Consider the following 19,930-nt stretch of genomic DNA (forward strand, 5'->3'; position numbering starts at 1 on the left):
ATGGGACGTGCGTGGATCAATACGCTGCGGTGATGATCTGCTTCGGATACGCGTGCGCTTCCAGTTCGGCGACGAACGCCGCGCCATAGTCGGCGTAGCTGATGCGGCTGTGGCCGCTGGTATCGGCCAGGAACGCCTTGGGCTGCACGCGGTACTGGCCGCGCTCTTCACCCGGGCCGATTTCGGCGGCCGGCGAGAAGAAGGTCCAGTCCAGGTCGTCCACTGCCTGCAGGCGGTTGAACGCCTCGCGGTGGGCCAGCGCGTACGGCTTGTAGGCCTCCGGGAAGGTGGGGGTGTCGACCAGCTGCACGCCGGGTGCGACTTCCAGGCTGCCGGCACCGCCAACCACCACCAGGCGCGGCACGCCGGCCTTGCGCGCGGCAGCCGCCAGCTGCGCGGCGACCTCGCCGACGCGGCCGATGTCATCGCCCGGGCGCGGGCCGTAGGCACTGGCGAGCACGTCGTGGCCGGCGATGGCGGCAACCAGCGCGTCCTGGTCATCCAGCGAGGCGATCACCGGATGGGCACCGGCCAGCTCGGCCGGGAGGTCCTGCGCGCTGCGCACGATGACGGTGAGTTCGTGGCCGCGGGCCAGCGCGTGGCGGGCGATCTGGCGGCCGATGTTGCCGGTGGAACCAACGAGGGCGATCTTCATGGCAGGACTCCGTGGGGCGCTGTGGGGTGGGAATGGCGCCACTCTAGGCCGCTGCAGTCGCTCGAAAAACAGCGTATAACGCGCTTGTTTGTTGCATGGATCGAGCATATGGACCGATTGACCGCCATGACCGTGTTCGTCGAGGTGGCCGAGCGCGGCAGCCTGACCGCGGCGGCAGAGGTGCTGGACATGTCGCGGGCGATGGTCAGCCGCTACCTGGCTGAGGTCGAGGGCTGGCTGGGCGCACGCCTGCTGCACCGGACCACGCGCCGGGTCAGCCTGACCGGCCCGGGCGAGGCGGCGCTGGCGCGCTTCCGGCAGATGCTGGCGATCGGCGAGGAACTGCAGGGCGAGCTGGCCAGCGATGATCCGGAGCCGCATGGCACGCTGCGGGTGACTGCCAGCGTGTCGTTCGGGCAGAGCCACCTGGCGCGGGCGGTGGCCGGCTTTGTTGCGCGCCATCCGGCGGCACGCATCGAGCTGCTGCTGGTCGACCGCACGGTGAACCTGGTGGAGGAGCGGGTGGACCTGGCCGTGCGCATCGCGCGCCAGATCGATCCCAGCCTGATCGCGCGGCGGCTGGCCACCTGCCGCTCGGTGCTGTGCGCGACGCCGTCCTACCTGCAGGCACGCGGCACGCCGACTGCTCCCGAGCATCTGGCCGCGCACAACTGCCTGACCCACCACTACGTCGGCAAGAGCCTGTGGCAGCTGCACCGGGACGGCCGTTCGCTGTCGGTGGCGGTAGGCGGCAACATCAGCGCCAACGAGGCCTCGCTGCTGCTGGAGGCGGTGCGGGCCGGTGCCGGTATCGCCATGCTGCCGACCTACCAGGTGGCGCCGCTGCTGCGTACCGGCGAGCTGATCGAACTGCTGCCCGAATTCAGCCTGGACGAACTCGGCATTCATGCCGTGTACGCGTCACGACGACAGCAGCCCGCTATCATGCGGCGATTCCTGGACTACCTGGCCGAGTGTTTCGCCAGCCCGGCCTTCCAGGATCTGGATTGGCGCCCACCGGGCAAGGAGAACACATGAACCATGGACAGGCCTTGATCGACCACAACCGTGCTGCCTGGGACCGCCAGGCCAGCGAAGTGCGCGAATGGTCGCGCCCGGTGGAAAGTTCAACCATTGCCGCCGCGCGCGAAGGCCGCTGGCAGGTGCATCTGACCCCACGCGCGCTGCCATTGGACTGGCTGGGCGATGTGCGTGGCCGCCGCATCCTGTGCCTGGCCTCGGGCGGGGGCCAGCAGGCACCGGTGCTGGCCGCTGCGGGCGCCGACGTCACCGTGTTCGATCTCTCCGACGGGCAGCTGGAACAGGACCGCAGCGTGGCGGCGCGCGATGGACTGCAGCTGCGCACGGTGCAGGGCGACATGCGCGACCTGCACGTATTCGCCAACGACAGCTTCGACGTGGTGTTCCATCCGATCTCCAACCTGTACGTACCCGACGTGCGCCCGGTGTGGACCGAATGCCGCCGCGTGCTGGCGCGCGACGGCATGTTGATGGCCAGCTTCTACAACCCGGTGCTGTTCGTCGGCGCGCGCGATCCGCAGCTCGATGCGCAGGGCCTGATCCGGCCGCAGTACGCCATTCCCTATTCGGACCTGGAAGACCTGCCCGCCGCAGAACGTGAGGCGAAACTCGGCCGCGGCGATGCGCTGACCTTTGGCCACAGCCTGACCGAACTGATCGGCGGGCAGCTGGATGCGGGGTTCGTCATCGATCGCTTCATGGAAGACTGGCAGCCGCAGCCGCGCTTCCTGATCGACCGCTACCTGCCAACGTTCCTGGCCACCCGCGCACGCCGGATCGGTTGAGGCGGATCGGCGCAGAAACCAGCGGCGTACAATGGGCGGCCCCACGTCGTGCAGGTGCCGTCCCTTGTCGTATCCCTATCCGCTGGTCGTGTTCGACCTTGATGGCACGCTGGTCGACAGCGCAGCTGATATCGCCGAAGCACTGAACCGCACGCTGGAAGACATCGGCATGGCACGCGTGCCGGAAGCCACGGTTCTGGGCTGGATCGGCGACGGTGTGCGCCGCCTGGTCGAGCAGGCCGTGCATGCCGCGGGTCGTGAGGTCGACCTGGCCGAAGTGATGCCGGTGTTCATGGTGCACTACCGTGAGTGCCTGCTGCGCAGCCCGCGCCTGTTCGATGGCGTGGCCGAAGCGCTGATGCAGCTGCGTGCACGCGATGTTCCGCTGGCGATCTGCACCAACAAGCCCGAAGCGCTGGTGCCGCCACTGCTGCAGCACCTGGGCATTGGTGATGCGTTCGCGCTGGTACTGGGCGGCGATTCGCTGCCGCAGCGCAAGCCCAGCGGTGAGCCGCTGCGGCACATCGCTGCGCACTTCGGGCTGGCGGTGGATGCCTGCCTGATGGTGGGTGATTCGTTGACCGACTACCGCGCCGCTGAAGAGGCGGGTATGCCGATCGCACTGGTGCGTTACGGTTATCCGCGTGGCCTGGACCTGGCCACCGCACAGGCGGTGGCGGTGATTGACGACCTGCGTGAGTTGCCGGGGTTGCAGGGCTGACGCAGGGGGTAGTGCCGGCCGCTGGCCGGCAACCCCGAGGACGTTGCCGAGGGTCACGATGTTGCCGGCCAGCGGCCGGCACTACCATGACCGTCGCGGTCATTTCGGCTGGTAACGCACGCTCAGCTGGTATTCGCGGCCGGGTTGGTTGAACCACGCCACCGTCTCGTAGCGGCGGTCGAACACGTTGGCGGCACGTGCCAGCAGCGACCACGCCGGCGTCAGCGCGTACTCGGCGCGCAGGTCCAGCGTGCCGTAGCCACCGACCTTCACCGCGTTGGCGGCATCGTCATAGCGCTTGCCCGCACCCTGCACGGTCAGGCCGGCGCGGAAATCGCCGAAGCGGCGGTCGACGTCCAGGCGCGCGGTCTGCTGTGCACGGCGCGGCAGCCAGTTGTCGAACTGGGTGCTGCCATGGGTGCGGTTGCGCGGGTCGGTGTAGCTCAGCTGCGCGTTGAGGTCGAAGCCGGCCAGCAGCACGCCACCGGTCAGTTCGGCGCCACGGATGCGCGCCTTCTCCACCTGCTGCATTTTCATCGTGGACGCATCGTAGGTGATCAGGTCATCGATGCGGGTCTCGTACACGTCCAGGCCCCAATGCCAGCCCTGGCCCTGCTGCGAAACACCGAGGTTGGCGCTCTTGGACTTCTCCGGCTTCAACGTCGGCACGCCGCTCCACGGGTCGTACAGGTCGCTGAAGGTCGGTGCCTTGAAGGCGGTGCCGTAGCTGGCATTGACGCGCAGGCCGTGGTCCAGCTGCATTGCCCAGCCGAGACTGCCGGTGGCGTGGTTGCCGAACTGCTGGTTGTCGTCGTTGCGCGCGCTGGCCTGCAGCTGGTGGCGGCCGAAGCGGCCCTGGTACTGCACGAATACACCGGTGTTGCGGCGGCTGTCGACAAGGTAGCCCGCGCTGCTGCCATCCAGGTTGTCTTCGCTCCAGTCCACGCCGGTGCTCAGCAGCTGGCTTCCGGTCAAGGTGAAGTCACCCTGCAGCGAGGCGCTGTCGCGGTGGGTCTGCGCGCTGCCGCGTGCGCCGAAGTCGCCGAAGTTGTCCGACTCGTTGTCGCTGCGGCCGACGTTGGCGGTGAAGGCCAGGCGCCCGGACGGGGTGTAGCGCACCTTGCCGGCCAGCACCTGCTGGCGGATTTCCGAGTAGTTGTAATAGCCGTCGTAGTGGTTCCTGCCGTCGGCGCGCAGCGCACTGCCTTCCACATTCCACTGGTCGTTGAAGGTGTAGCCGCCACGCAGGCTCTTGGACAGGTTGCGGTAGCCGTCGCGGTCGGGTTCGTCGGCGAAGCAGCCGGTGAACAGCGTCGCCGAGCCACGGCAGGCATCGACGCCATCGGAATGCTGGTAGGCGATGTCGGCGCCGAACCAGCCGCGTTCGGTGCCACCTCCGATGCCGCCGCTGGCTTCGCGCAGGCCGTTGCTGCCACCACCGAGCTGGAAGTGCGGAGCAAAATCGCCCTGGTTGCGGCGGGTGAAGATCTGGATCACGCCACCGATGGCGTCGGCGCCGTACAGGCTGGACTGCGGGCCGCGCACGATTTCCACGCGTTCGATCTGCGCCAGCGGCAGGTCCTGGTACATGGCCAGGCCGAGGTCGGCACTGTTGATGCGCACGCCATCGACCAGCACCACGGTGTGGCCCGAGTTGGTGCCGCGCAGGAACAGCGAGCTCTGCTTGCCGAGCCCGCCGGCATTGGTCAGGTTGATGCCGGCGCGGCCGCGCAGCAGTTCCTGCAACGAGGTGGCCTGACTGGATTCGATCTGCGCGCGGTCGATCACCTGGGCTGGTGCGATGCTGTCCTGCAGGGCGATCGGGGTGCGGGTGGCGGTGACCAGGATCTGGTCGAGCGCGGTGGTGTCATCGGCGGCCTGGGCCAGCGCGGGCAGGGCGGCCAGCACGGCCAGGGACAGCATTCGGGACTGCAGCTTCATGGGGGACTCCAGGTGCCACGCACGCCCGCGTGGCGAAGGGGAGGAGCCGCGAAGGCAGGCATGCGCCGACGCCGCAGCGCAGGCTGCGGTCATCCAGCGCCATGCCCACCGCACCGCGACCTGAGGCTTCCGGGCCGGTCTCCGGGCTTGCCGCCGGGTGGCGCGAGGCCACCGTCCAGGCGCCTTCCCATGCCTGCGGCACAGTGGCGTTGTTGCCTGGAACTGACGTGCTTACCGTTGCGGGGGCAGCGCCGGCCTGGCGTGGATTCACGCGTCACCGGCTTCCCGTTTCAACCTGCCGGCCATGGCCGCAGGTCACCTGGAAGTGCGCGCAGTCTACGGCATCGCAGGCGGCCCGTAGCGTCGAGCGTACCCGACTGCCTTTGCTGTGCCCTTAGAATGGTCCCTCGATCCCGTGGTGCCGTTGCCGATGTCCGCCCGTTTTCCGCTGTTCCCGCGTTGCCTGTACAGGACGCACGCATGATCCTCGACCTGGTCCGCCATGCCGGCAACGGTCGCGATGAGTTCCTCGATGGCCGCAGCGATCCACCGCAGCTGGCCCGCCTGCCGCAGGAACTGGTCGACGCCTACGCTGCGCAGCCCTGGGAACGGGTGATCAGTTCGCCGCGGCTGCGCTCGCTGCACACGGCGATGGCCCTGGCCACCCCGCGCGGGCTGGACGTGGAAGCGGAGGAGGAATGGGAAGAGCTGGATTTCGGCGATTGGGACGGGCAGCCGCTGTTCGACCTGCCGGAGGATGCACTGGCGGCCTTCCATGCCGATCCGCATGCATTCCCACCGCCCAACGGTGAAAGCTGGGGCCACTTCGAGCGGCGTATCGCGCGCGCGCTGGATCGACTGCTCGATGATGACGACCCGGTGCCAACGCTGGTGGTCAGCCATGGCGGCCCGCTGCGCATGGTGCTGTCGCAGGTCTGCGGCCTGCCGATGTCGCTGTGCTGGGCACTGCGCATCGACCACGGCACGCGCCTGCGGGTACGGCTGGAACGTGGCGAAGCCGGGCTGGCAGGCGAGCTGCTGGAACTGCAGCAGCCGTAACCCATCGGTAGTGCCGGCCGCTGGCCGGCAGTCTCGGGAACGTTGAAAAGACCACGCAGTTGCCGGCCAGCGGCCGGCACTACCGGTGCAGTCAATCCTCGTCCGCATCCTCGGTCACGCTGTCTTCCGCGTCATCGTCGGCATCGAAGCGCTGCTCATGCACCGGACCCGACGCCGGGCCGGCCGCCTTCAGCGGATGCGCGGCGATGCGTGCTTCGTAATCCTGCACCAGCGCCTCACGCTGCGGCTCGCTCAGTTCCTGCCAGTGGCAGTCCAGCAGCGCGCCTTCCAGCGAGTACAGCAGGTTCAGGCTGGGCTTGAAGCCGGCGCGCTTGACCTTGACGAAGGCGCCGACCGCGCCGGTCGCGACCAGGTCCTCGCGGCTGCGCAGGCCGACCTGGCGCAGCCACGCTGCACTCTTGGGGCCGATGTTGCGCAGCTTCGGCGCGCTCATCCCAGCGCCTCGACGAACACGCGGGCGATGGCTTCCAGGCCGGCCTGGTCATCGGCATCGAAGCGGCCGATCTTGGGGCTGTCGATGTCGAACACGCCGATCAGTTCATCGCCGCGCAGCAGCGGCACCACCAGTTCCGAACGCGAGGCCGAATCGCAGGCGATATGGCCGGGGAAGGCATCGACGTCGTCCACGCGCTGGGTCACGCGCTGGCTGGCGGCGGCACCGCACACGCCCTTGTCCAGCGGGATGCGCACGCAGGCCGGCAGGCCCTGGAACGGGCCGACCACCAGTTCCTTGCCGTCGTACAGGTAGAAGCCCACCCAGTTCAGGTCGGGCAGGGCGTGGTAGACCAGTGCGGAGAGGTTGGCCGCGTTGGCGATGCGGTCGGACTCGGCGTAGACCAGGCCACGGGCCTGTTCCAGCAGCTGGGCGTATTGTTCCGGCTTGCTGCCGGTAAGCGAGGCATTGGCGAACATGCCCGCAGTCTAGCAAGCGCGCCGGGCCGGCGATAATGCACGCTCTGTTGCCCTGTTGGAGCCCATCGATGCCGTTGCCCGCTACGCTGCCGCCCGCCCTGTTCATCACCGGCACCGATACGGAGATCGGCAAGACCGCGGCCAGCACCGCGCTGCTGCATGGGCTGCGCCGGCGCGGCCTGCGCGCGGTGGGCATGAAACCGGTGGCCAGCGGCAGCGAAGACCTGGGGCAGGGCCTGCGCAACGAAGACGCGCTGGCGCTGCAGGCAGCCAGCTGGCCGGTGCCGGACTATGCCGATCTGAACCCGTATGCGCTGCGGCAGCCGCTGGCACCGGAGCTGGCCGCTGCCGAGGACGGCGTGCAGGTGGAACTGGCGCCGATCGTCGCTGCGTTCGCGCGACTGCGCGCACAGGCCGACATCGTGGTGGTGGAAGGCGCCGGTGGGTGGCTGGCGCCGGTCTCGGCCACGCTGGACCAGCTGGACCTGGTGCGAGCACTGCAGTTGCCGGTGCTGCTGGTGGTGGGCATGCGGCTGGGCTGCGTCAACCATGCGCGGCTGACTGCGCAGTCGCTGCAGGCCAGCGGCGTGCAGTGCCTGGGCTGGATCGGCAACCACATCGACCCTGCGATGCAGCGCCAGGATGAGAACATCGCCACGTTGCAGCAGCGCCTGCCGATGCCGTGCTGGGGACGGCTGCCGCATCTGCCGGGTGCGGATGGCGAAGCGCTGAGCGCGCACCTGCTCGAGTGATCCTGGGTAGTGCCGGCCGCTGGCCGGCAACCGCGTCCACCCGGTGATCCCGATGTTGCCGGCCAGCGGCCGGCACTACCGTGCTGCGGGCGCCAGCTCCCGCGCGATCGCGCCCAGTCGTTCCACCGCGCCGATGAAGCGCGCATCCAGGGTCTGGCAGCACGACAGCCGCAGGCAGTGGCGGTATCGCGCGCCACGTGAATAGACCTGGCCGGGCATGAACACGATGTCCTCCTGCAGCGCTCGCTCGAACAGCTCGCGCGTATCCACGCCCGGCAGTTCCAGCCACAGCAGGAATCCGCCCTGCGGTTCGGTGGCGCGGGTGCCGGCCGGGAAGTGCTCGGCCACCAGCTGGCGCAGCCGTCCCACCTGTTCGCGGTACAGCCGGCGCATGCGATGCAGGTGGTGCTCGTAGCTGCCCGCTTCCAGATACGCCGCGACCGCGTCACCGAGCAGCTGCGGCTCGCCGCCGGTGGACTGGAATTTCAGCAGCGCGATGCGCTCGGCGAAGCGGCCGCCATCCAGCCAGCCGATGCGGTAATCCGGCGCCAGTGTCTTGGAGAAACCTCCGACCACCATCACCCAGCCGTCGCGATCGAAGGCCTTCAGCAGGGGCGCCGGCGGTTCGCAGAACTGCAGCTCGGCGTACACCGCGTCCTCGATCAGCGGCAGCTGCCGTGCGTTGACCAGCTCGGCCAGGCGCTGCTTGGCGGCGGTCGGCATGGTGCAGCCGAGCGGGTTGTGCACGGTCGGCATCACCACCAGCGCGGCCAGCGGTGTGTGCTGCAGCAGCGCGTCCAGCGCATCCACATCCAGTCCGTGCTGCGGATGGGTGGGCAGCTCGATGGCCTGCAGGCCGAGGTTGGCCAGCAACGGATACAGGTTGAAGTAGGACGGTGCCTCGATGCCGACCGCATCACCGGGCTGGGTGACCGCGCGCAGCGCCAGCTGCAGGCCCTCCATCGCACCATGGGTCAGCAGCAGGCGTTCGCTGTGGGTGTGCAGCCCCATGCGCGGGCCACGCCGCACGATCTGCGCCAGCAGCCGTGGCGAGCCGTTGGGGCGCGCGTAGGTCTCCACCGTCTGCTGGCCGTGGCGCAGCACCTGTGCGGTATGCCGGGCCAGCTGCGCGCCCGGATAGAACTGGCGCCCGCGCGGACCGGCAAAGGCCAGGTCGATCACACCGGGGCGGCGCTGTGCTTCCAGCACGCGGGCCATCAGCACCTGCTGCAGTGGTGCGGTGGGTGCGGACGGGGTATCACGCAGCGAACGCTCTGGCACCGACAAGCGCGGCGCCACCTCGAAGCCGGCTTTGGGCCGCGGAATGACCAGGCCGGCGTCCTCCAGCTGGCGATAGGCGGCAATCACCGTGTTCAGGCTGAGCCTGCGCTGCAGGGCCATCTGCCGCAGCGAAGGCAGGCGGCTGCCAACCGGAAGGCGTCCGCCGTGGATGGCCTCGGCCAGCTCGTCGGACAGCCGTTGGTAGCGGGGTGGGATCATCGCGCTCTGGTCATCTGTATCCATCGAATTTCCCACCATCTGGTGCTGTACCCATGATGATGGCGAGCCTAGCATGTCGTTGTCGGCCGGGCCTGATCGGGGCACGGCCGATACTTCCCAAACGCACGGCTGGATGGCCGTGCGTCTTTTTCTGTGTGTAGAGCCGAGCCCATGCTCGGCTGCACTCCCGCCAACAGCAGCCGAGCGTGGGCTCGGCTCTACAGAGAGCACCGCCGAGCGTCGGTCAGCCCAAGGGGGAATGCCGGCTACCGCATCGGCACCAGCACCGCCTCGCGCCGGTACAGCGCCGGGAACTGCCTGCCCAGCGCGGCCAGCTTCGGTGCGTCGTAGTAGCGGATGTAGGCCGCCTGCGGGTAGTTGGTCATGTAGTTCTGGTGGTAGCTCTCGGCCGGGTAGAAGCGTTGGCCGCTGACCAGCTGGGTGACGATCGGCGCGCGGTAGCTGCCGGCCTGGCCGAGCTGGGCGATGTAGGCGCGGCTGGCAGCCTGCTGGCGTGCGTCGTCACTGAAGATCGCCGAGCGGTATTGGCTGCCGTGGTCCGGCCCCTGCCGATTGAGCTGGGTCGGGTCGTGCACCACCGAGAAGAACACCTGCATCAGCTGCCCGTAGCTGACCTGGCGCGGGTCGTAGTCGATCTTCACTGCTTCGGCATGGCCGGTCTGGCCACCGCTGACGCGCTCATAACGCGCATTGGCCGCACTGCCACCGATGTAGCCGGACACGGCATTGCTCACGCCCTTGACGTGCTGGAACACGCCCTGCACACCCCAGAAGCAACCACCGGCGAACACCACGCTGGCGTGGCTGGCGTCATCGCGGAACGCCGCATCGCCGGTGGGGGCCGGCAGTGCCTGGATCTGCGCGCTGGCCTCGACCGGCGCCGCAATCGCGCCGTGGTCAACCAGCAGCACACCGGCAATCAAGGCCGTGGCCACCAGGCCGGCCACACCGGCGGCGATGCCCTGTTCAAAGGAGAGTTTCATCATGTCCTCCCGGTTCAACCGAAGGTGAAGGCATAGGCCTGCACGCCCGCATCGAGGAACTCGATCTCGAAGCGATGCGGACCGACTGCGCCGCGCTGGCGCACCAGCTGGTACAGGCGGTGCTCGTCGACCACGCCACTGCCATCGGCACCAACATCACTGCCGGCATCGGCGGCGGGCAGCGCTTTGCCGTCCAGCCAGACGCGGAAGCGCACCGGCCTGCCGTCCTCGCTCGGTGCCAGCACCAGGTGCAGGTCGCGCGCATGGAACTGGAAGGCGATGCGGCCGCCGGCCTGCTGCAGCTGTGCGGCCTCATCGGTGACGGTCCAGCGCCCGGACAGCCCCCACTGGTTCAACGCCAGGGTGGCCGGCAGCGTGTAGTCGAACGCGGCGTCGCTGCGCTGCCCGCCGGGCGAGGCGAACTGCTCGGCGCGGGCGTGGCCCAGGTAGGTTTCCGGCGAACGCAGGTTGCCCATGTCGGCCTGCACGGCCACGCCCTTCAGGCCGGCGGCAGCGGGATCGGCCGGTGGCGGCAGATTGGTCTGCCCGGCTTCGGTCAGCAGGCGACGGATCATCTGTTCCGAGCGCGCATAGTTGCCCTCGCCGAACTGGTGGCCGCGGATATTGCCCTGCGCGTCGACGAAGTACTGCGCCGGCCAGTAGCGGTTGTTGAAGGCGCGCCAGATCGTGTACTGGTTGTCCAGCGCCACCGGGTACTCGACCTTCAGCTGCTGCACCGCTTTCATCACGTTGCGTGGGTCACGCTCGAAGGCGAACTCCGGCGTGTGCACGCCGACCACCACCAGGCCGTGGTCGCGGTAGCGTCGCTCCCATTCGTGCACGAACGGCATCGCGCGCAGGCAGTTGATGCAGGAATAGGTCCAGAAATCGACCAGAACCACCTTGCCGCGCAGCTGCTGTGCACTCAGCGGCGGGCTGTTGAGCCAGCCAGTGGCACCGTCCAGCGCGGGCAGCGTGCCCTCCACCGGCAGCGCTGCATCGGCACCGGCATTGGCGCCGGCCATCATCATCGGCGGTGCCGCCGGCTGCGCGCCGGGCACTGCATCCAGCAGGCGTTGCTCGATACGGGCGGTGCTGACCGTGGACAAGCGGGTCAGCAGGCCGGTATCCCAGCCGAGGCCGATCGCCACGACGGCCAGCAGCGCGGCCACACCCAGCACCTTGCGAAGTGCATCGCCGAGGCCGAGCCGCGCCTGCATCGCGCGGAACACCCGGCCGCCGATCCACACCGCCAGCGCCAATGCGGTGATCGCACCCAGTGCGTAGGCCAGCAGCAGCGCAGTGGTACCGACGCTGGCGCCATGCAGGGCGGCGCCGGTCAGCACCAGACCGAGGATCGGCCCGGCACACGGTGCCCACAGCAGGCCAGTGGCGATGCCGATCAGCAGCGAGGTCCACGCGCCGCCGTGCCCCGCGGCATCCGCCGCATCGGCGCGCGCACTCAGGCGGGCACCCATGCGCTGGAACGGCGCCAGCAGGTGGTCGGCCAGTCGTGGCCAGAGCAGGGCGACCGCGAACAACGCCATCAGCAGCAGGGCGACCCAGCGTCCGACCTGGTTGGCCTGTGCCACCCATTGGCTGCCCACCGCGGCCAGGCTGGCGACCACGGTAAAGGTAAGCGCCATGCCCAGCAGCAGCGGCAGCGTGCTGCGCAGGAACGGGCGATCGGCACGCGCGAACACGAACGGCAGCACCGGCAGGATGCAGGGGCTGAGCAGGGTCAGCGCGCCCCCCAGATAGGCAAGCAGCAACAGCAGCATCGTCAGGCTCCGGAAGCAGGGGAAGAACCGACCGGCACCCGCCAGCCGTCGGCAGTGCCATCCGTGGCGCCGGGAGCGAACACCATCGCCGCACCGTTCATGCAGTAGCGCAGCCCGGTGGGGCGTGGCCCATCGTTGAACACATGGCCGAGATGGCCGCCGCAGCGGCGGCAATGCACCTCCACCCGCAGCATCCCGAAGGTGACGTCGCGGTCTTCGCCGATGGCGTTGTGCAGCGGCGCCCAGAAGCTGGGCCAGCCGGTACCGCTCTCGAACTTGGTGGACGAGGAGAACAGCGGCAGTGCGCACCCGGCGCAGGCGAAGGTGCCCTGCCGGTGTTCCTTGTTGAGCGGGCTGCTCCAGGGGCGCTCGGTGGCCTGCTGGCGCAGCACCGCGTACTGCGCCGGCGTCAGTCGCTGGCGCCACTCGGCATCGCTGTGCATGACCTCGAACTGTCGCGACGGGCGCGCTTCGGCGGCGGCCGGGGCGGCGCGGCTGCAGGCCCCCAGGCCGAACAGGCCGGCGGCGGTGGCGACACCGCCCAGGCCCAGCAGATGGCGGCGGGAGAGGGACATGGCGGACTCCGGGAAGGGGCGACGGGGCCATGCTGCGCCCGCCCGGGTCAACGAATCCTCACGCAGGATTCAATTTTTCGTGAGGTATCGGCGGCCGTCCCGCGCCACAATGCAGCCAGCCTCCCCACTGGCCCCGAGCTGCCGATGTCGACCAAACGCGTGCTGATCGTTGAAGACGATGCCCACATCGCCGACCTGCTGCGCATGCACCTGGGCGATGAGGGCTACGACGTCGCCCATGCCGCCAGCGGCGATGCCGGCCTGCGCCTGCTCGAGCAGGACGGCCCGTGGGATGCGCTGGTGCTGGACGTGATGCTGCCCGGCGTGGACGGGCTGCAGGTGTGCCAGCGCGCGCGCGCGATGGCGCGGTATGTCCCGATCATCATCATCAGCGCGCGCGGCAGTGAAACGCAGCGCATCGTCGGCCTGGAACTGGGCGCGGACGATTACCTGGCAAAACCCTTTTCGATGCCGGAACTGGTGGCACGGGTACGTGCGCTGCTGCGCCGCGCCGAGGCGATGGCGCAGAGCGCGCGCATCGATGCCGGCGCGATCGAGCTGGGTGGGCTGCAGCTCGATCCGGTCGCGCGCACCGCTTCGGTGGATGGCAACACGCTGGAACTGACCCCGCGCGAGTTCGACCTGCTGCTGTTCTTCGCCCGTCATCCGGACCAGGTGTTCGCGCGCATGGAACTGCTCAACCAGGTCTGGGGCTACCAGCACGATGGCTACGAGCACACGGTCAACACCCACATCAACCGCCTGCGCAGCAAGATCGAACCCGACCCGGCCAACCCACGGCGGTTGCTGACGGTGTGGGGCCGCGGCTACAAGCTGGTCGACCCGGCCGGGGCGGCGGCATGATCAAGCCGAACCTGTGGCAGAAGCTGGCGGTGGTGACCGCCGCGCTGATGCTGATGTGCTGCATGGCGCTGCTGGCACTGCAGATGCGTGCCAACACCCGCCACGAGCAGGAAGTCGTGCAGCGGCTATCGCTGGGCCTGGCCGAACATATCGCCCAGCGCAGCGAGCTGATGGACACCAGCGGCATGCGCGATGCCGCGGTGCGCGCGCTGTTCGGCCAGCTGATGGCGGTCAACCCCAGCGTCGAGGTCTACCTGCTTGACGACCAGGGCCGCATCCTCGGTCACGATGCACCCAGTGGACATCTGGTGCGCAACCGGGTGGACGTGGCGCCGTTGCGTCGCCTGCTGGCCGGTGCACCGCTGCCGATCCTCGGCGATGACCCGCGCAGCGCCGATGGCCGCAAGGTGTTCAGTGCCGCACCATTGATCGTGCAGGGCCGGCCGGCCGGCTATGTGTACGTGGTGCTGGTCGGCGAGCACCGGCAGATGCTCGCCGACGATCTTGCCGCCGGCAGCCAGTGGAACACCACGCTGTGGTCGGTGGTGCTGGTCGGCAGCCTCGGCCTGTTGGCCGGGCTGGTCGCGTTCTACTGGGTGACGCGTCCGTTGCGGCGGCTGACCCGGCGGATCCAGGCCTTTGATATCGATGCGCCGACGCCGCTGCCGCCGCCGGAGCCGCTGCGCGCTGGTGAGCGCGACGAACTGGTGATCCTGGAACATGCGCACGCGCAGATGGCGCAGCGGCTGGGCGAGCAGTGGCAGCAGCTGCGCCAGCAGGATCTGCAGCGCCGTGAACTGGTCGCCAACATCTCGCACGACCTGCGCACGCCGTTGTCGTCGCTGCACGGCTACCTGGAAACGCTGGCGTTGAAGGACGCCACGCTGTCACCGGATGAGCGCCGCCGCTATCTCGGCATTGCGCTGGCACAGAGCGCCAAGGTCGGCCGGCTGGCGCGCGCGCTGTTCGAACTGGCGCGGCTGGAGCACGGCGAAGTGCGGCTGGAGTGGGAAGTGTTCGCGCTGCCGGAGCTGCTGCAGGACGTGCTGCAGAAGTTCGAACTGGCGGCACAGGCGCGTGGCCAGCAGCTGCACGCGGCGTTTCCGCCCGGCCTGCCGCTGGTCCGTGCGGACCTGGGCCTGGTCGAGCGGGTGCTGACCAACCTGCTCGACAACGCGCTGCGCCATGCACCCGAGGGTGGCCAGATCGAGGTGCGCCTGCGCGCGACCGCCGACAGCGTGGAGGTCTGCGTCGCCGATGATGGCCCCGGGGTAGCCCCGGCGCTGCGTACCCAGCTGTTCCAGGCACCGGCCGCGCTCGGCGCGCGGCGTGGCGACAACGGCGGATTGGGCCTGTTGATCGTGCAGCGCATCGTGCAGTTGCATGGCCGCCGCATCGAACTGCGCGACAGCGAACGAGGCGCGCTGTTCGTGTTTGCCTTGCCGCGCGCGGAAACGGCGGTCTAGCAGGCTGCCTCGGCCTCCACGACACCGCCGGTTTCCAGCGGCAGGTGCAGGCGGATGCAGGCGCCGCCCAGCGCCGAATCGGTCACCTCGACCTGGCCGCCATGCTTGTCGGCCACCACCTGCACCAGCGCCAGCCCGAGGCCGAAGCCGGGGCTGCCCGGGTCCAGCCGCACATAGGGTTGCAGCACCTGGCCGCGCAGTTCCGGTGCGATGCCGGGGCCGTCGTCCTCCACCTGCAGGCACAGCCAGCCGTCATTGACCGTGCTGGCGATGCGGATCTGCCGACGCGCGTAACGCAGCGCATTGCCGAGCAGGTTGCGCAGCGCCAGTTCCAGCATGTGCCGGTTGACGTTGACCAGGCCCACCGGCGACAACGCCTGCTGCACCGGGATCGGCAACGGTGCGAACTGGGCCACCACGCCGCGCACCAGCGCCGCCAGCTGCAGGCGCTGGCGGGTCAGCTGATGGCAGCGGCCCAGTGCGGCGTATTCGACGCCGGCATCGGTGAGGTGCTGCAGCCGATCGACGTCGGTGCGCAGCCCGCCCAGCGCATCGCGCTGCACATCGTCGAGCGCAGTGTCCTCCAGGTCGGCCAGGCCGAAACGCATCCGTGCCAACGGCGTGCGCACCTCGTGCGCGACCGCCTGGGCCAGCACGCGCTGGCTTTCCAGCAGCTGCTGCAGCTGCTCGGCCATGTGGTTGAAGGCGTTGGCCAGCGGCCGCACCAGCGCGGTGCCGGCGCGCGGCGCACGCGTGTCCAGCTGGCCGTCGCGCATGCGGCGGGCCGCCTGGGCCAACTGCGAGACGTCGCGCCACAGCCGGTACACCATCACGTACATCGGCAGTGCCACCGCCACCATCAGGATCAGCAGCAGGATCGCCACACCGGATACTTCGCTGTCCTGCCAGCCTTCGTCCGGCAGCGCCTCGTCCAACGGGCCCAGCATCACGGCGTAGTCGCTGTCGCCGATCCGCTGCAGGCTGCGCATGTGCTCCAGGTCGATCTGTACGCGGCCGTTGTTGAACGGCGGGCGCTGGCTGGCCGGCAGCGCCTTCACCGCCTCGGCCAGCGGCACCATGCGCAGCGCGTAGGCGAAATCGGCGTCGAGTTCGCGCGCCAGTGCCGGCCACTGCTCGCGCGGGGTTTCGGCGAAGCGATGCTGCAGCAGCGCGTGCGTGCCGCGCATCTCGGCCTGCAGGCCGGCTTCGGTGCGGTCTTCCAGCAGGGCGTCCCAGGCCCACAGGCCCAGCACGATCAACAACAGGTGGGCGACCAGGAAACCGATGCCGTAGCGCAGGAAGTGGAAGGCGTGGCCGCGCATCGCCGACGGTGTGCGTTTCATCCCCATGCCGAGCGGCTGAACAGGTAGCCGCGGCCACGGACGGTCTTGATCCGTTCCGGCTGCTCCGGGTTGTCGCCCAGCTTGCGGCGCAGGCGCGAGATGCGGGCATCGATTGAGCGGTCCAGGCCATCGAAGGCGATGCCACGCAGGCCGCGCAGCAGCGCGTCGCGGTCCAGGATCTGGCCGGCATTGCTGGCCAGCAGGAACAGCAGGTCGAACTCGGCGGTGGTCAGCTCCAGCAGGCTGCCCTGCAGGTGCACGTTGCGGGTGGACGGGTCGATGCTCAGCTCGCCGAAGCGCAGGCTGCCGTCACGCGGTTCGACCCGGCGGTGGCGGCGCAGGTGGGCGCGCAGGCGGGCCAGCAGCACCCGCGGTTCGATGGGTTTGCCGATGTAATCGTCGGCCCCCAGTTCCAGGCCCAGCACCTGGTCGATGTTGTCGGTACGGGCGGTCAGCACGCAGATGATGCCGTCATAGTGGGGCCGGATCTGCCGACACACTTCGAAACCATCCTGGTCGGGCAGGCCCACATCGAGCAGCACCAGGGCCGGCTTCTCCGCCAGGATCCGGGCCACGGCGCGCTCGCCGCTGCGCTCGTGGGCCACCTGGTAGCCATGCCGTTGCAGGTAGTCGCTGACCATCGTTCCCAGGCGGGCATCGTCTTCGACCAGTACGATATCCAGCATTTCCAAGGCCTCCGTGGGCGCAAACGTACCGCCACGGCACGAGCGCGGCGATGCTATCCCAGGCTTCGGGCCGCCCGGGTCCCGGGGGCGGGCGCCATTCAGCCGGGGTTGCTGGCGCGCGGGCCGGGTCTCAGTCCCGGCAACAACTTGGCGGCCAGCATAGCCTGTTGCTGTTACAAAACGTTACCTTCGTGATACGGCTGGTGACGATCGCTGACAGCAAAGCGACTGACGCCGCGCGCCCCCGCGCCGAGCATGGAGTCTCCTCCGCTCCGCGTGCCGTCCCCATGTCGCCCGCCGCCCCCTGCCTGCCGAACCTGTCCCGCCGCTGCCAGTGCGGAGGCTTCCGATGAGCGGCGTGGTCGGGGCCTGGCTGCCGCCCGCCGAGGATGAGCAGCTGCTGCAGCAGCTGGCGCCGATGCTGCGCGCGCTGCAGCAGCGTGGGCGTGGCCGCATCGGCTACTGGACCGACGCCGAGGCCGGCCTCGCGCTGGGCCATTGCCGGGCGCCGACCGATACGCCGTTGCAGCCGCTGAGCTCGGACTGCGGTCGCTACGTGCTGTGCCTGGACGGCCGCCTGTACAACCGCGGCGACCTGCAGGCGCAGCTGCGCGATCTGCCCCGCAGTTGCAGCGATGCGCGGCTGCTGCTGCAGGCGATCGTCGAATGGGGCGTGCAGCGGGCGCTGTCGCGCATCGAAGGCGCCTTCGGTTTCAGCGTCTGGGACCGGGAGTCGCGCGTGCTGTGGCTGGCCCGTGATCCGGTGGGCGAGCGGCCGCTGTATTACGGCTGGTATCAGGGCCAGTTCCTGTTCGCCTCGGAGTTGAAGGCGCTGCAGGCCTTCGCCGGCTTCGCGCCGAGCATCGACCAGGATGCCCTGAGCCTGCTGCTGCGCCACGACTATGTGCCGGCGCCGCACACCATCTACCGTGGCATCCACAAACTGGTGGCGGGCGCGATGCTGCGTATCGATCTCAGCGACCATGCCGCGGGTTGCTCCAGCCAGGCCGCGCAGGGGGGCGCGCGTTACTGGTGCGCACGCGACGCGATGCAGAGTGCACTGCAGGAGCCGCTGCAGCCGGCGCCGAGCCTGGAACAGGCCACCGACCAGCTTGAAGCGGTACTGCAGAAGGCCATCGCCTCACGCATGCACTCGCCCCTGGCGTGCGGCGCGTTCCTGTCCGGCGGTACCGACTCCTCGCTGGTGACGGCGATGATGCAGGCACAATCGACCCTGCCGATCGAAGCGTGGACGGTCGGCTTCGACGATCCGGGGCATGACGAGAGCGACTGGGCGTCGCAGGTCGCGCGCCATCTGGGCGTGCAGCACCACCTGCATCGCATGGACGCGCGCCAGGGCCTGGACCTGCTGCAGCGCCTGCCGCAGGTCTGGTGCGAACCCTTTGCCGACGCCTCACAGCTGCCGACGTTGCTGGCCAGTGAACTGCTGGGGGCGCGCAAGCCGGTGGCACTGACCGGTGACGGTGGCGATGAACTGTTCTTCGGGCATCCCAGCTATGGCCGCGCGCTGCGCAATGCGCGCCTGTGTGGTGGCCTGCCGGACTGGGTACGCGACCTGGCGCGGCGCAGCGGCAACCGCATGAACGTCGAGCGCGGCCGCCTCGGTGGTTGGCGCGCCCTGGTGGCCGAGGTGGCTGCCAATGATGTGGAAGGCCACTACCTGCAGCGCGTGACCCGCTGGCGGCAGCCGGCGCAGGTGGTGCTGGGCGCGCGCGAACCGGTGACGATCTTCCAGCAGCAGGACACGGCGCTGCCGGCCGAGGCGCGCATCCAGCTGCTGGATTTCCGCATGGACCTGGCCGAGGGCATCCTGGCCAAGGTTGATCGCGCGGGCATGGCGGCGGGTGTTGAAACCCGTGCGCCGCTGCTGGACATGGAGGTGGTGCGCCTGGCCTGGCGGCTGCCGCAGCACCTGAAGTACCACGATGGCGAGCACAAGCTGATCCTCAAGCACCTGCTGGCGCGCTACCTGCCGGAACCGCTGGTGTACCGCCCCAAGCGCGGCTTCGGCCCGCCGATGGCGCGCTGGCTGGCTGGTCCGTTGCGCGACTGGGCGGAGGCGCTGCTGGATCCGCAGCTGCTGCGCAATCAGGGCTGCTTCGATGTGGCGCGCGTGCGTGGTGTCTGGGAGGCGTTCCTGCGGGGCGAGCGCAAGTGGCACACACACCTGTGGAACGTGCTGATGTTCCAGGCGTGGCACCAGCACTGGCACGGTGGTCGCGGGCGCTGAGCCGTTCCTGCATCGCGTGCGGCGGGTTCAATCTGCGCGGCGCAGGGCGGATGCCCTTGCGTACGAATGTCCTCCGGCGCCGGCCGTTGGCCGTCACCTCCCCCTTTACTTCGTACGCAAGGGCATCCGCCCTGCGTTCGGAGTTCGTCGGCGCCTCATTGAAGGCAGATTGTTCGCAGCCTTACCCACCGCAAGCCGAGCCTCGTCGGGGCGGGCAGGGGGTTGGGCAAAGTAAAGGAGGAGGGGACGGCCAACGGCCGGCGCCGGGGGACATTTGCCCAAGCCCCTGCCTGTCTCGGCGGGGCCCGTCAGTTCGCGGGGAATCGGGACGAAGACATGCGTGCGGCGGGTTCATTCTGCGTGGCGCCGGGCGGAGGCCCTTGCGTACGAATGTCCCCCGGCGCCGGCCGTTGGCCGTCACCTCCTCCTTTACTTCGTACGCAAGGGCCTCCGCCCTGCGTTCGGAGTTTGTCGGCGCTTCCTTGAAAGGCGGCCGCGCGTGCTGCGCTCTCCTCACCGCACGCCGAGCCTCGTCGGGGCGGGCAGGGGTCTGGGCAAAGTAAAGGAGGAGGG

At 69.3% G+C, this 19,930-nt stretch carries 18 protein-coding genes and 1 riboswitch; of the genes, 8 read left to right on the forward strand and 10 right to left on the reverse strand.

Annotation, left to right across the window (positions count from 1 at the left end; translation table 11 throughout):
- Positions 1–16 precede the first annotated feature (16 nt).
- Positions 17–655 carry an NAD(P)-dependent oxidoreductase gene (locus AC5P98_RS17275; RefSeq protein WP_032959230.1) on the reverse strand — a complete coding sequence of 213 codons (639 nt, stop codon included), beginning with the start codon at positions 653–655 and terminating at the stop codon, positions 17–19.
- Positions 656–763: 108 nt separating this feature from the next.
- On the opposite strand from AC5P98_RS17275, the gene AC5P98_RS17280 reads away from it, so the two are divergent.
- The 3 genes from AC5P98_RS17280 (at position 764) to gph (ending at position 3,202) form a co-directional block, all read left to right on the forward strand.
- Positions 764–1,693, forward strand: coding sequence for a LysR family transcriptional regulator (locus tag AC5P98_RS17280; RefSeq protein WP_014645815.1), 930 nt, complete (start codon positions 764–766; stop codon positions 1,691–1,693).
- Positions 1,690–2,481 carry a class I SAM-dependent methyltransferase gene (locus AC5P98_RS17285; RefSeq protein WP_014645816.1) on the forward strand — a complete coding sequence of 264 codons (792 nt, stop codon included), beginning with the start codon at positions 1,690–1,692 and terminating at the stop codon, positions 2,479–2,481. Before AC5P98_RS17280 ends, AC5P98_RS17285 begins: the two co-directional genes overlap by 4 nt.
- A gap of 64 nt (positions 2,482–2,545) precedes the next feature.
- Positions 2,546–3,202, forward strand: a complete 657-nt coding sequence (gph, locus tag AC5P98_RS17290) for a phosphoglycolate phosphatase (RefSeq protein ID WP_495230123.1) — start codon at positions 2,546–2,548, stop codon at positions 3,200–3,202.
- A gap of 99 nt (positions 3,203–3,301) precedes the next feature.
- Here the strand turns inward: gph and btuB are convergent, their stop codons facing one another.
- A complete protein-coding gene (gene btuB, locus AC5P98_RS17295) occupies positions 3,302–5,143 on the reverse strand; it encodes a TonB-dependent vitamin B12 receptor (protein ID WP_032959224.1) in 1,842 nt (613 codons plus the stop codon).
- A gap of 115 nt (positions 5,144–5,258) precedes the next feature.
- A riboswitch (cobalamin riboswitch) is annotated at positions 5,259–5,481 on the reverse strand.
- Positions 5,482–5,623: 142 nt separating this feature from the next.
- On the opposite strand from btuB, the gene AC5P98_RS17300 reads away from it, so the two are divergent.
- Positions 5,624–6,202 carry a histidine phosphatase family protein gene (locus tag AC5P98_RS17300; protein ID WP_075076142.1) on the forward strand — a complete coding sequence of 193 codons (579 nt, stop codon included), beginning with the start codon at positions 5,624–5,626 and terminating at the stop codon, positions 6,200–6,202.
- Between the two features lie 91 nt (positions 6,203–6,293).
- Here AC5P98_RS17300 and AC5P98_RS17305 read toward each other — a convergent pair whose 3' ends face one another.
- Positions 6,294–6,656, reverse strand: a complete 363-nt coding sequence (locus AC5P98_RS17305) for a TfoX/Sxy family protein (RefSeq protein WP_014645820.1) — start codon at positions 6,654–6,656, stop codon at positions 6,294–6,296.
- On the reverse strand, positions 6,653–7,135 hold the full coding sequence (locus AC5P98_RS17310) for a GAF domain-containing protein (protein ID WP_032959222.1): 483 nt from the start codon (positions 7,133–7,135) through the stop codon (positions 6,653–6,655). The genes AC5P98_RS17305 and AC5P98_RS17310 overlap by 4 nt, the downstream gene beginning before the upstream one ends.
- 68 nt (positions 7,136–7,203) lie before the next feature.
- Between AC5P98_RS17310 and bioD the strand changes: the two genes are divergently transcribed.
- A complete protein-coding gene (gene bioD, locus AC5P98_RS17315) occupies positions 7,204–7,887 on the forward strand; it encodes a dethiobiotin synthase (RefSeq protein WP_495230125.1) in 684 nt (227 codons plus the stop codon).
- A 75-nt stretch (positions 7,888–7,962) separates the two neighbouring features.
- Here the strand turns inward: bioD and AC5P98_RS17320 are convergent, their stop codons facing one another.
- The 4 genes from AC5P98_RS17320 to msrB all read right to left on the reverse strand — a co-directional run bounded on the left by AC5P98_RS17320 (position 7,963) and on the right by msrB (position 12,747).
- Complete coding sequence (locus AC5P98_RS17320) at positions 7,963–9,411, reverse strand: aminotransferase-like domain-containing protein (protein WP_241884614.1); 1,449 nt, start codon at positions 9,409–9,411, stop codon at positions 7,963–7,965.
- Positions 9,412–9,653: 242 nt separating this feature from the next.
- Entirely contained in the window at positions 9,654–10,391 is a 738-nt protein-coding gene (gene msrA / locus AC5P98_RS17325; protein WP_032959274.1) for a peptide-methionine (S)-S-oxide reductase MsrA, read from the reverse strand.
- A gap of 14 nt (positions 10,392–10,405) precedes the next feature.
- A complete protein-coding gene (locus tag AC5P98_RS17330; RefSeq protein ID WP_164110307.1) occupies positions 10,406–12,172 on the reverse strand; it encodes a cytochrome c biogenesis protein DipZ in 1,767 nt (588 codons plus the stop codon).
- A gap of 2 nt (positions 12,173–12,174) precedes the next feature.
- Complete coding sequence (gene msrB, locus AC5P98_RS17335) at positions 12,175–12,747, reverse strand: peptide-methionine (R)-S-oxide reductase MsrB (protein WP_032959218.1); 573 nt, start codon at positions 12,745–12,747, stop codon at positions 12,175–12,177.
- Positions 12,748–12,891: 144 nt separating this feature from the next.
- Between msrB and AC5P98_RS17340 the strand changes: the two genes are divergently transcribed.
- Together AC5P98_RS17340 and AC5P98_RS17345 are read left to right on the forward strand one after the other, a co-directional pair.
- Positions 12,892–13,611: a response regulator transcription factor gene (locus tag AC5P98_RS17340; RefSeq protein ID WP_014645826.1), complete on the forward strand. Its 720-nt coding sequence runs from the start codon at positions 12,892–12,894 to the stop codon at positions 13,609–13,611.
- Complete coding sequence (locus tag AC5P98_RS17345; protein WP_032959213.1) at positions 13,608–15,077, forward strand: sensor histidine kinase; 1,470 nt, start codon at positions 13,608–13,610, stop codon at positions 15,075–15,077. The genes AC5P98_RS17340 and AC5P98_RS17345 overlap by 4 nt, the downstream gene beginning before the upstream one ends.
- Here the strand turns inward: AC5P98_RS17345 and AC5P98_RS17350 are convergent.
- Positions 15,074–16,420 carry an ATP-binding protein gene (locus AC5P98_RS17350; RefSeq protein ID WP_049408265.1) on the reverse strand — a complete coding sequence of 449 codons (1,347 nt, stop codon included), beginning with the start codon at positions 16,418–16,420 and terminating at the stop codon, positions 15,074–15,076. The genes AC5P98_RS17345 and AC5P98_RS17350 overlap by 4 nt on opposite strands.
- Positions 16,417–17,106: a winged helix-turn-helix domain-containing protein gene (locus tag AC5P98_RS17355; protein WP_014645829.1), complete on the reverse strand. Its 690-nt coding sequence runs from the start codon at positions 17,104–17,106 to the stop codon at positions 16,417–16,419. Before AC5P98_RS17355 ends, AC5P98_RS17350 begins: the two co-directional genes overlap by 4 nt.
- A 349-nt stretch (positions 17,107–17,455) precedes the next feature.
- On the opposite strand from AC5P98_RS17355, the gene asnB reads away from it, so the two are divergent.
- The gene (gene asnB, locus AC5P98_RS17360) at positions 17,456–19,357 is read left to right on the forward strand and encodes an asparagine synthase (glutamine-hydrolyzing) (RefSeq protein ID WP_049419261.1); all 1,902 of its coding nucleotides are present in this window, start codon (positions 17,456–17,458) and stop codon (positions 19,355–19,357) included.
- Positions 19,358–19,930 lie beyond the last annotated feature (573 nt).

The sequence above is a fragment of the Stenotrophomonas sp. YJH_SMC_135 genome (genome assembly GCF_059372355.1).

Coding starts and splice junctions, on each gene's coding strand:
- AC5P98_RS17275 (WP_032959230.1), bottom strand. CDS start 655: ATGAAGATCGCCCTCGTTGGTTCCACCGGCAACATCGGCCGCCAGATC.
- asnB (WP_049419261.1), top strand. CDS start 17,456: ATGAGCGGCGTGGTCGGGGCCTGGCTGCCGCCCGCCGAGGATGAGCAG.
- AC5P98_RS17350 (WP_049408265.1), bottom strand. CDS start 16,420: ATGAAACGCACACCGTCGGCGATGCGCGGCCACGCCTTCCACTTCCTG.
- AC5P98_RS17320 (WP_241884614.1), bottom strand. CDS start 9,411: ATGGATACAGATGACCAGAGCGCGATGATCCCACCCCGCTACCAACGG.
- btuB (WP_032959224.1), bottom strand. CDS start 5,143: ATGAAGCTGCAGTCCCGAATGCTGTCCCTGGCCGTGCTGGCCGCCCTG.
- AC5P98_RS17305 (WP_014645820.1), bottom strand. CDS start 6,656: ATGAGCGCGCCGAAGCTGCGCAACATCGGCCCCAAGAGTGCAGCGTGG.
- AC5P98_RS17330 (WP_164110307.1), bottom strand. CDS start 12,172: ATGCTGCTGTTGCTGCTTGCCTATCTGGGGGGCGCGCTGACCCTGCTC.
- AC5P98_RS17285 (WP_014645816.1), top strand. CDS start 1,690: ATGAACCATGGACAGGCCTTGATCGACCACAACCGTGCTGCCTGGGAC.
- AC5P98_RS17280 (WP_014645815.1), top strand. CDS start 764: ATGGACCGATTGACCGCCATGACCGTGTTCGTCGAGGTGGCCGAGCGC.
- AC5P98_RS17355 (WP_014645829.1), bottom strand. CDS start 17,106: ATGCTGGATATCGTACTGGTCGAAGACGATGCCCGCCTGGGAACGATG.
- msrA (WP_032959274.1), bottom strand. CDS start 10,391: ATGAAACTCTCCTTTGAACAGGGCATCGCCGCCGGTGTGGCCGGCCTG.
- AC5P98_RS17340 (WP_014645826.1), top strand. CDS start 12,892: ATGTCGACCAAACGCGTGCTGATCGTTGAAGACGATGCCCACATCGCC.
- AC5P98_RS17310 (WP_032959222.1), bottom strand. CDS start 7,135: ATGTTCGCCAATGCCTCGCTTACCGGCAGCAAGCCGGAACAATACGCC.
- bioD (WP_495230125.1), top strand. CDS start 7,204: ATGCCGTTGCCCGCTACGCTGCCGCCCGCCCTGTTCATCACCGGCACC.
- msrB (WP_032959218.1), bottom strand. CDS start 12,747: ATGTCCCTCTCCCGCCGCCATCTGCTGGGCCTGGGCGGTGTCGCCACC.
- AC5P98_RS17300 (WP_075076142.1), top strand. CDS start 5,624: ATGATCCTCGACCTGGTCCGCCATGCCGGCAACGGTCGCGATGAGTTC.
- AC5P98_RS17345 (WP_032959213.1), top strand. CDS start 13,608: ATGATCAAGCCGAACCTGTGGCAGAAGCTGGCGGTGGTGACCGCCGCG.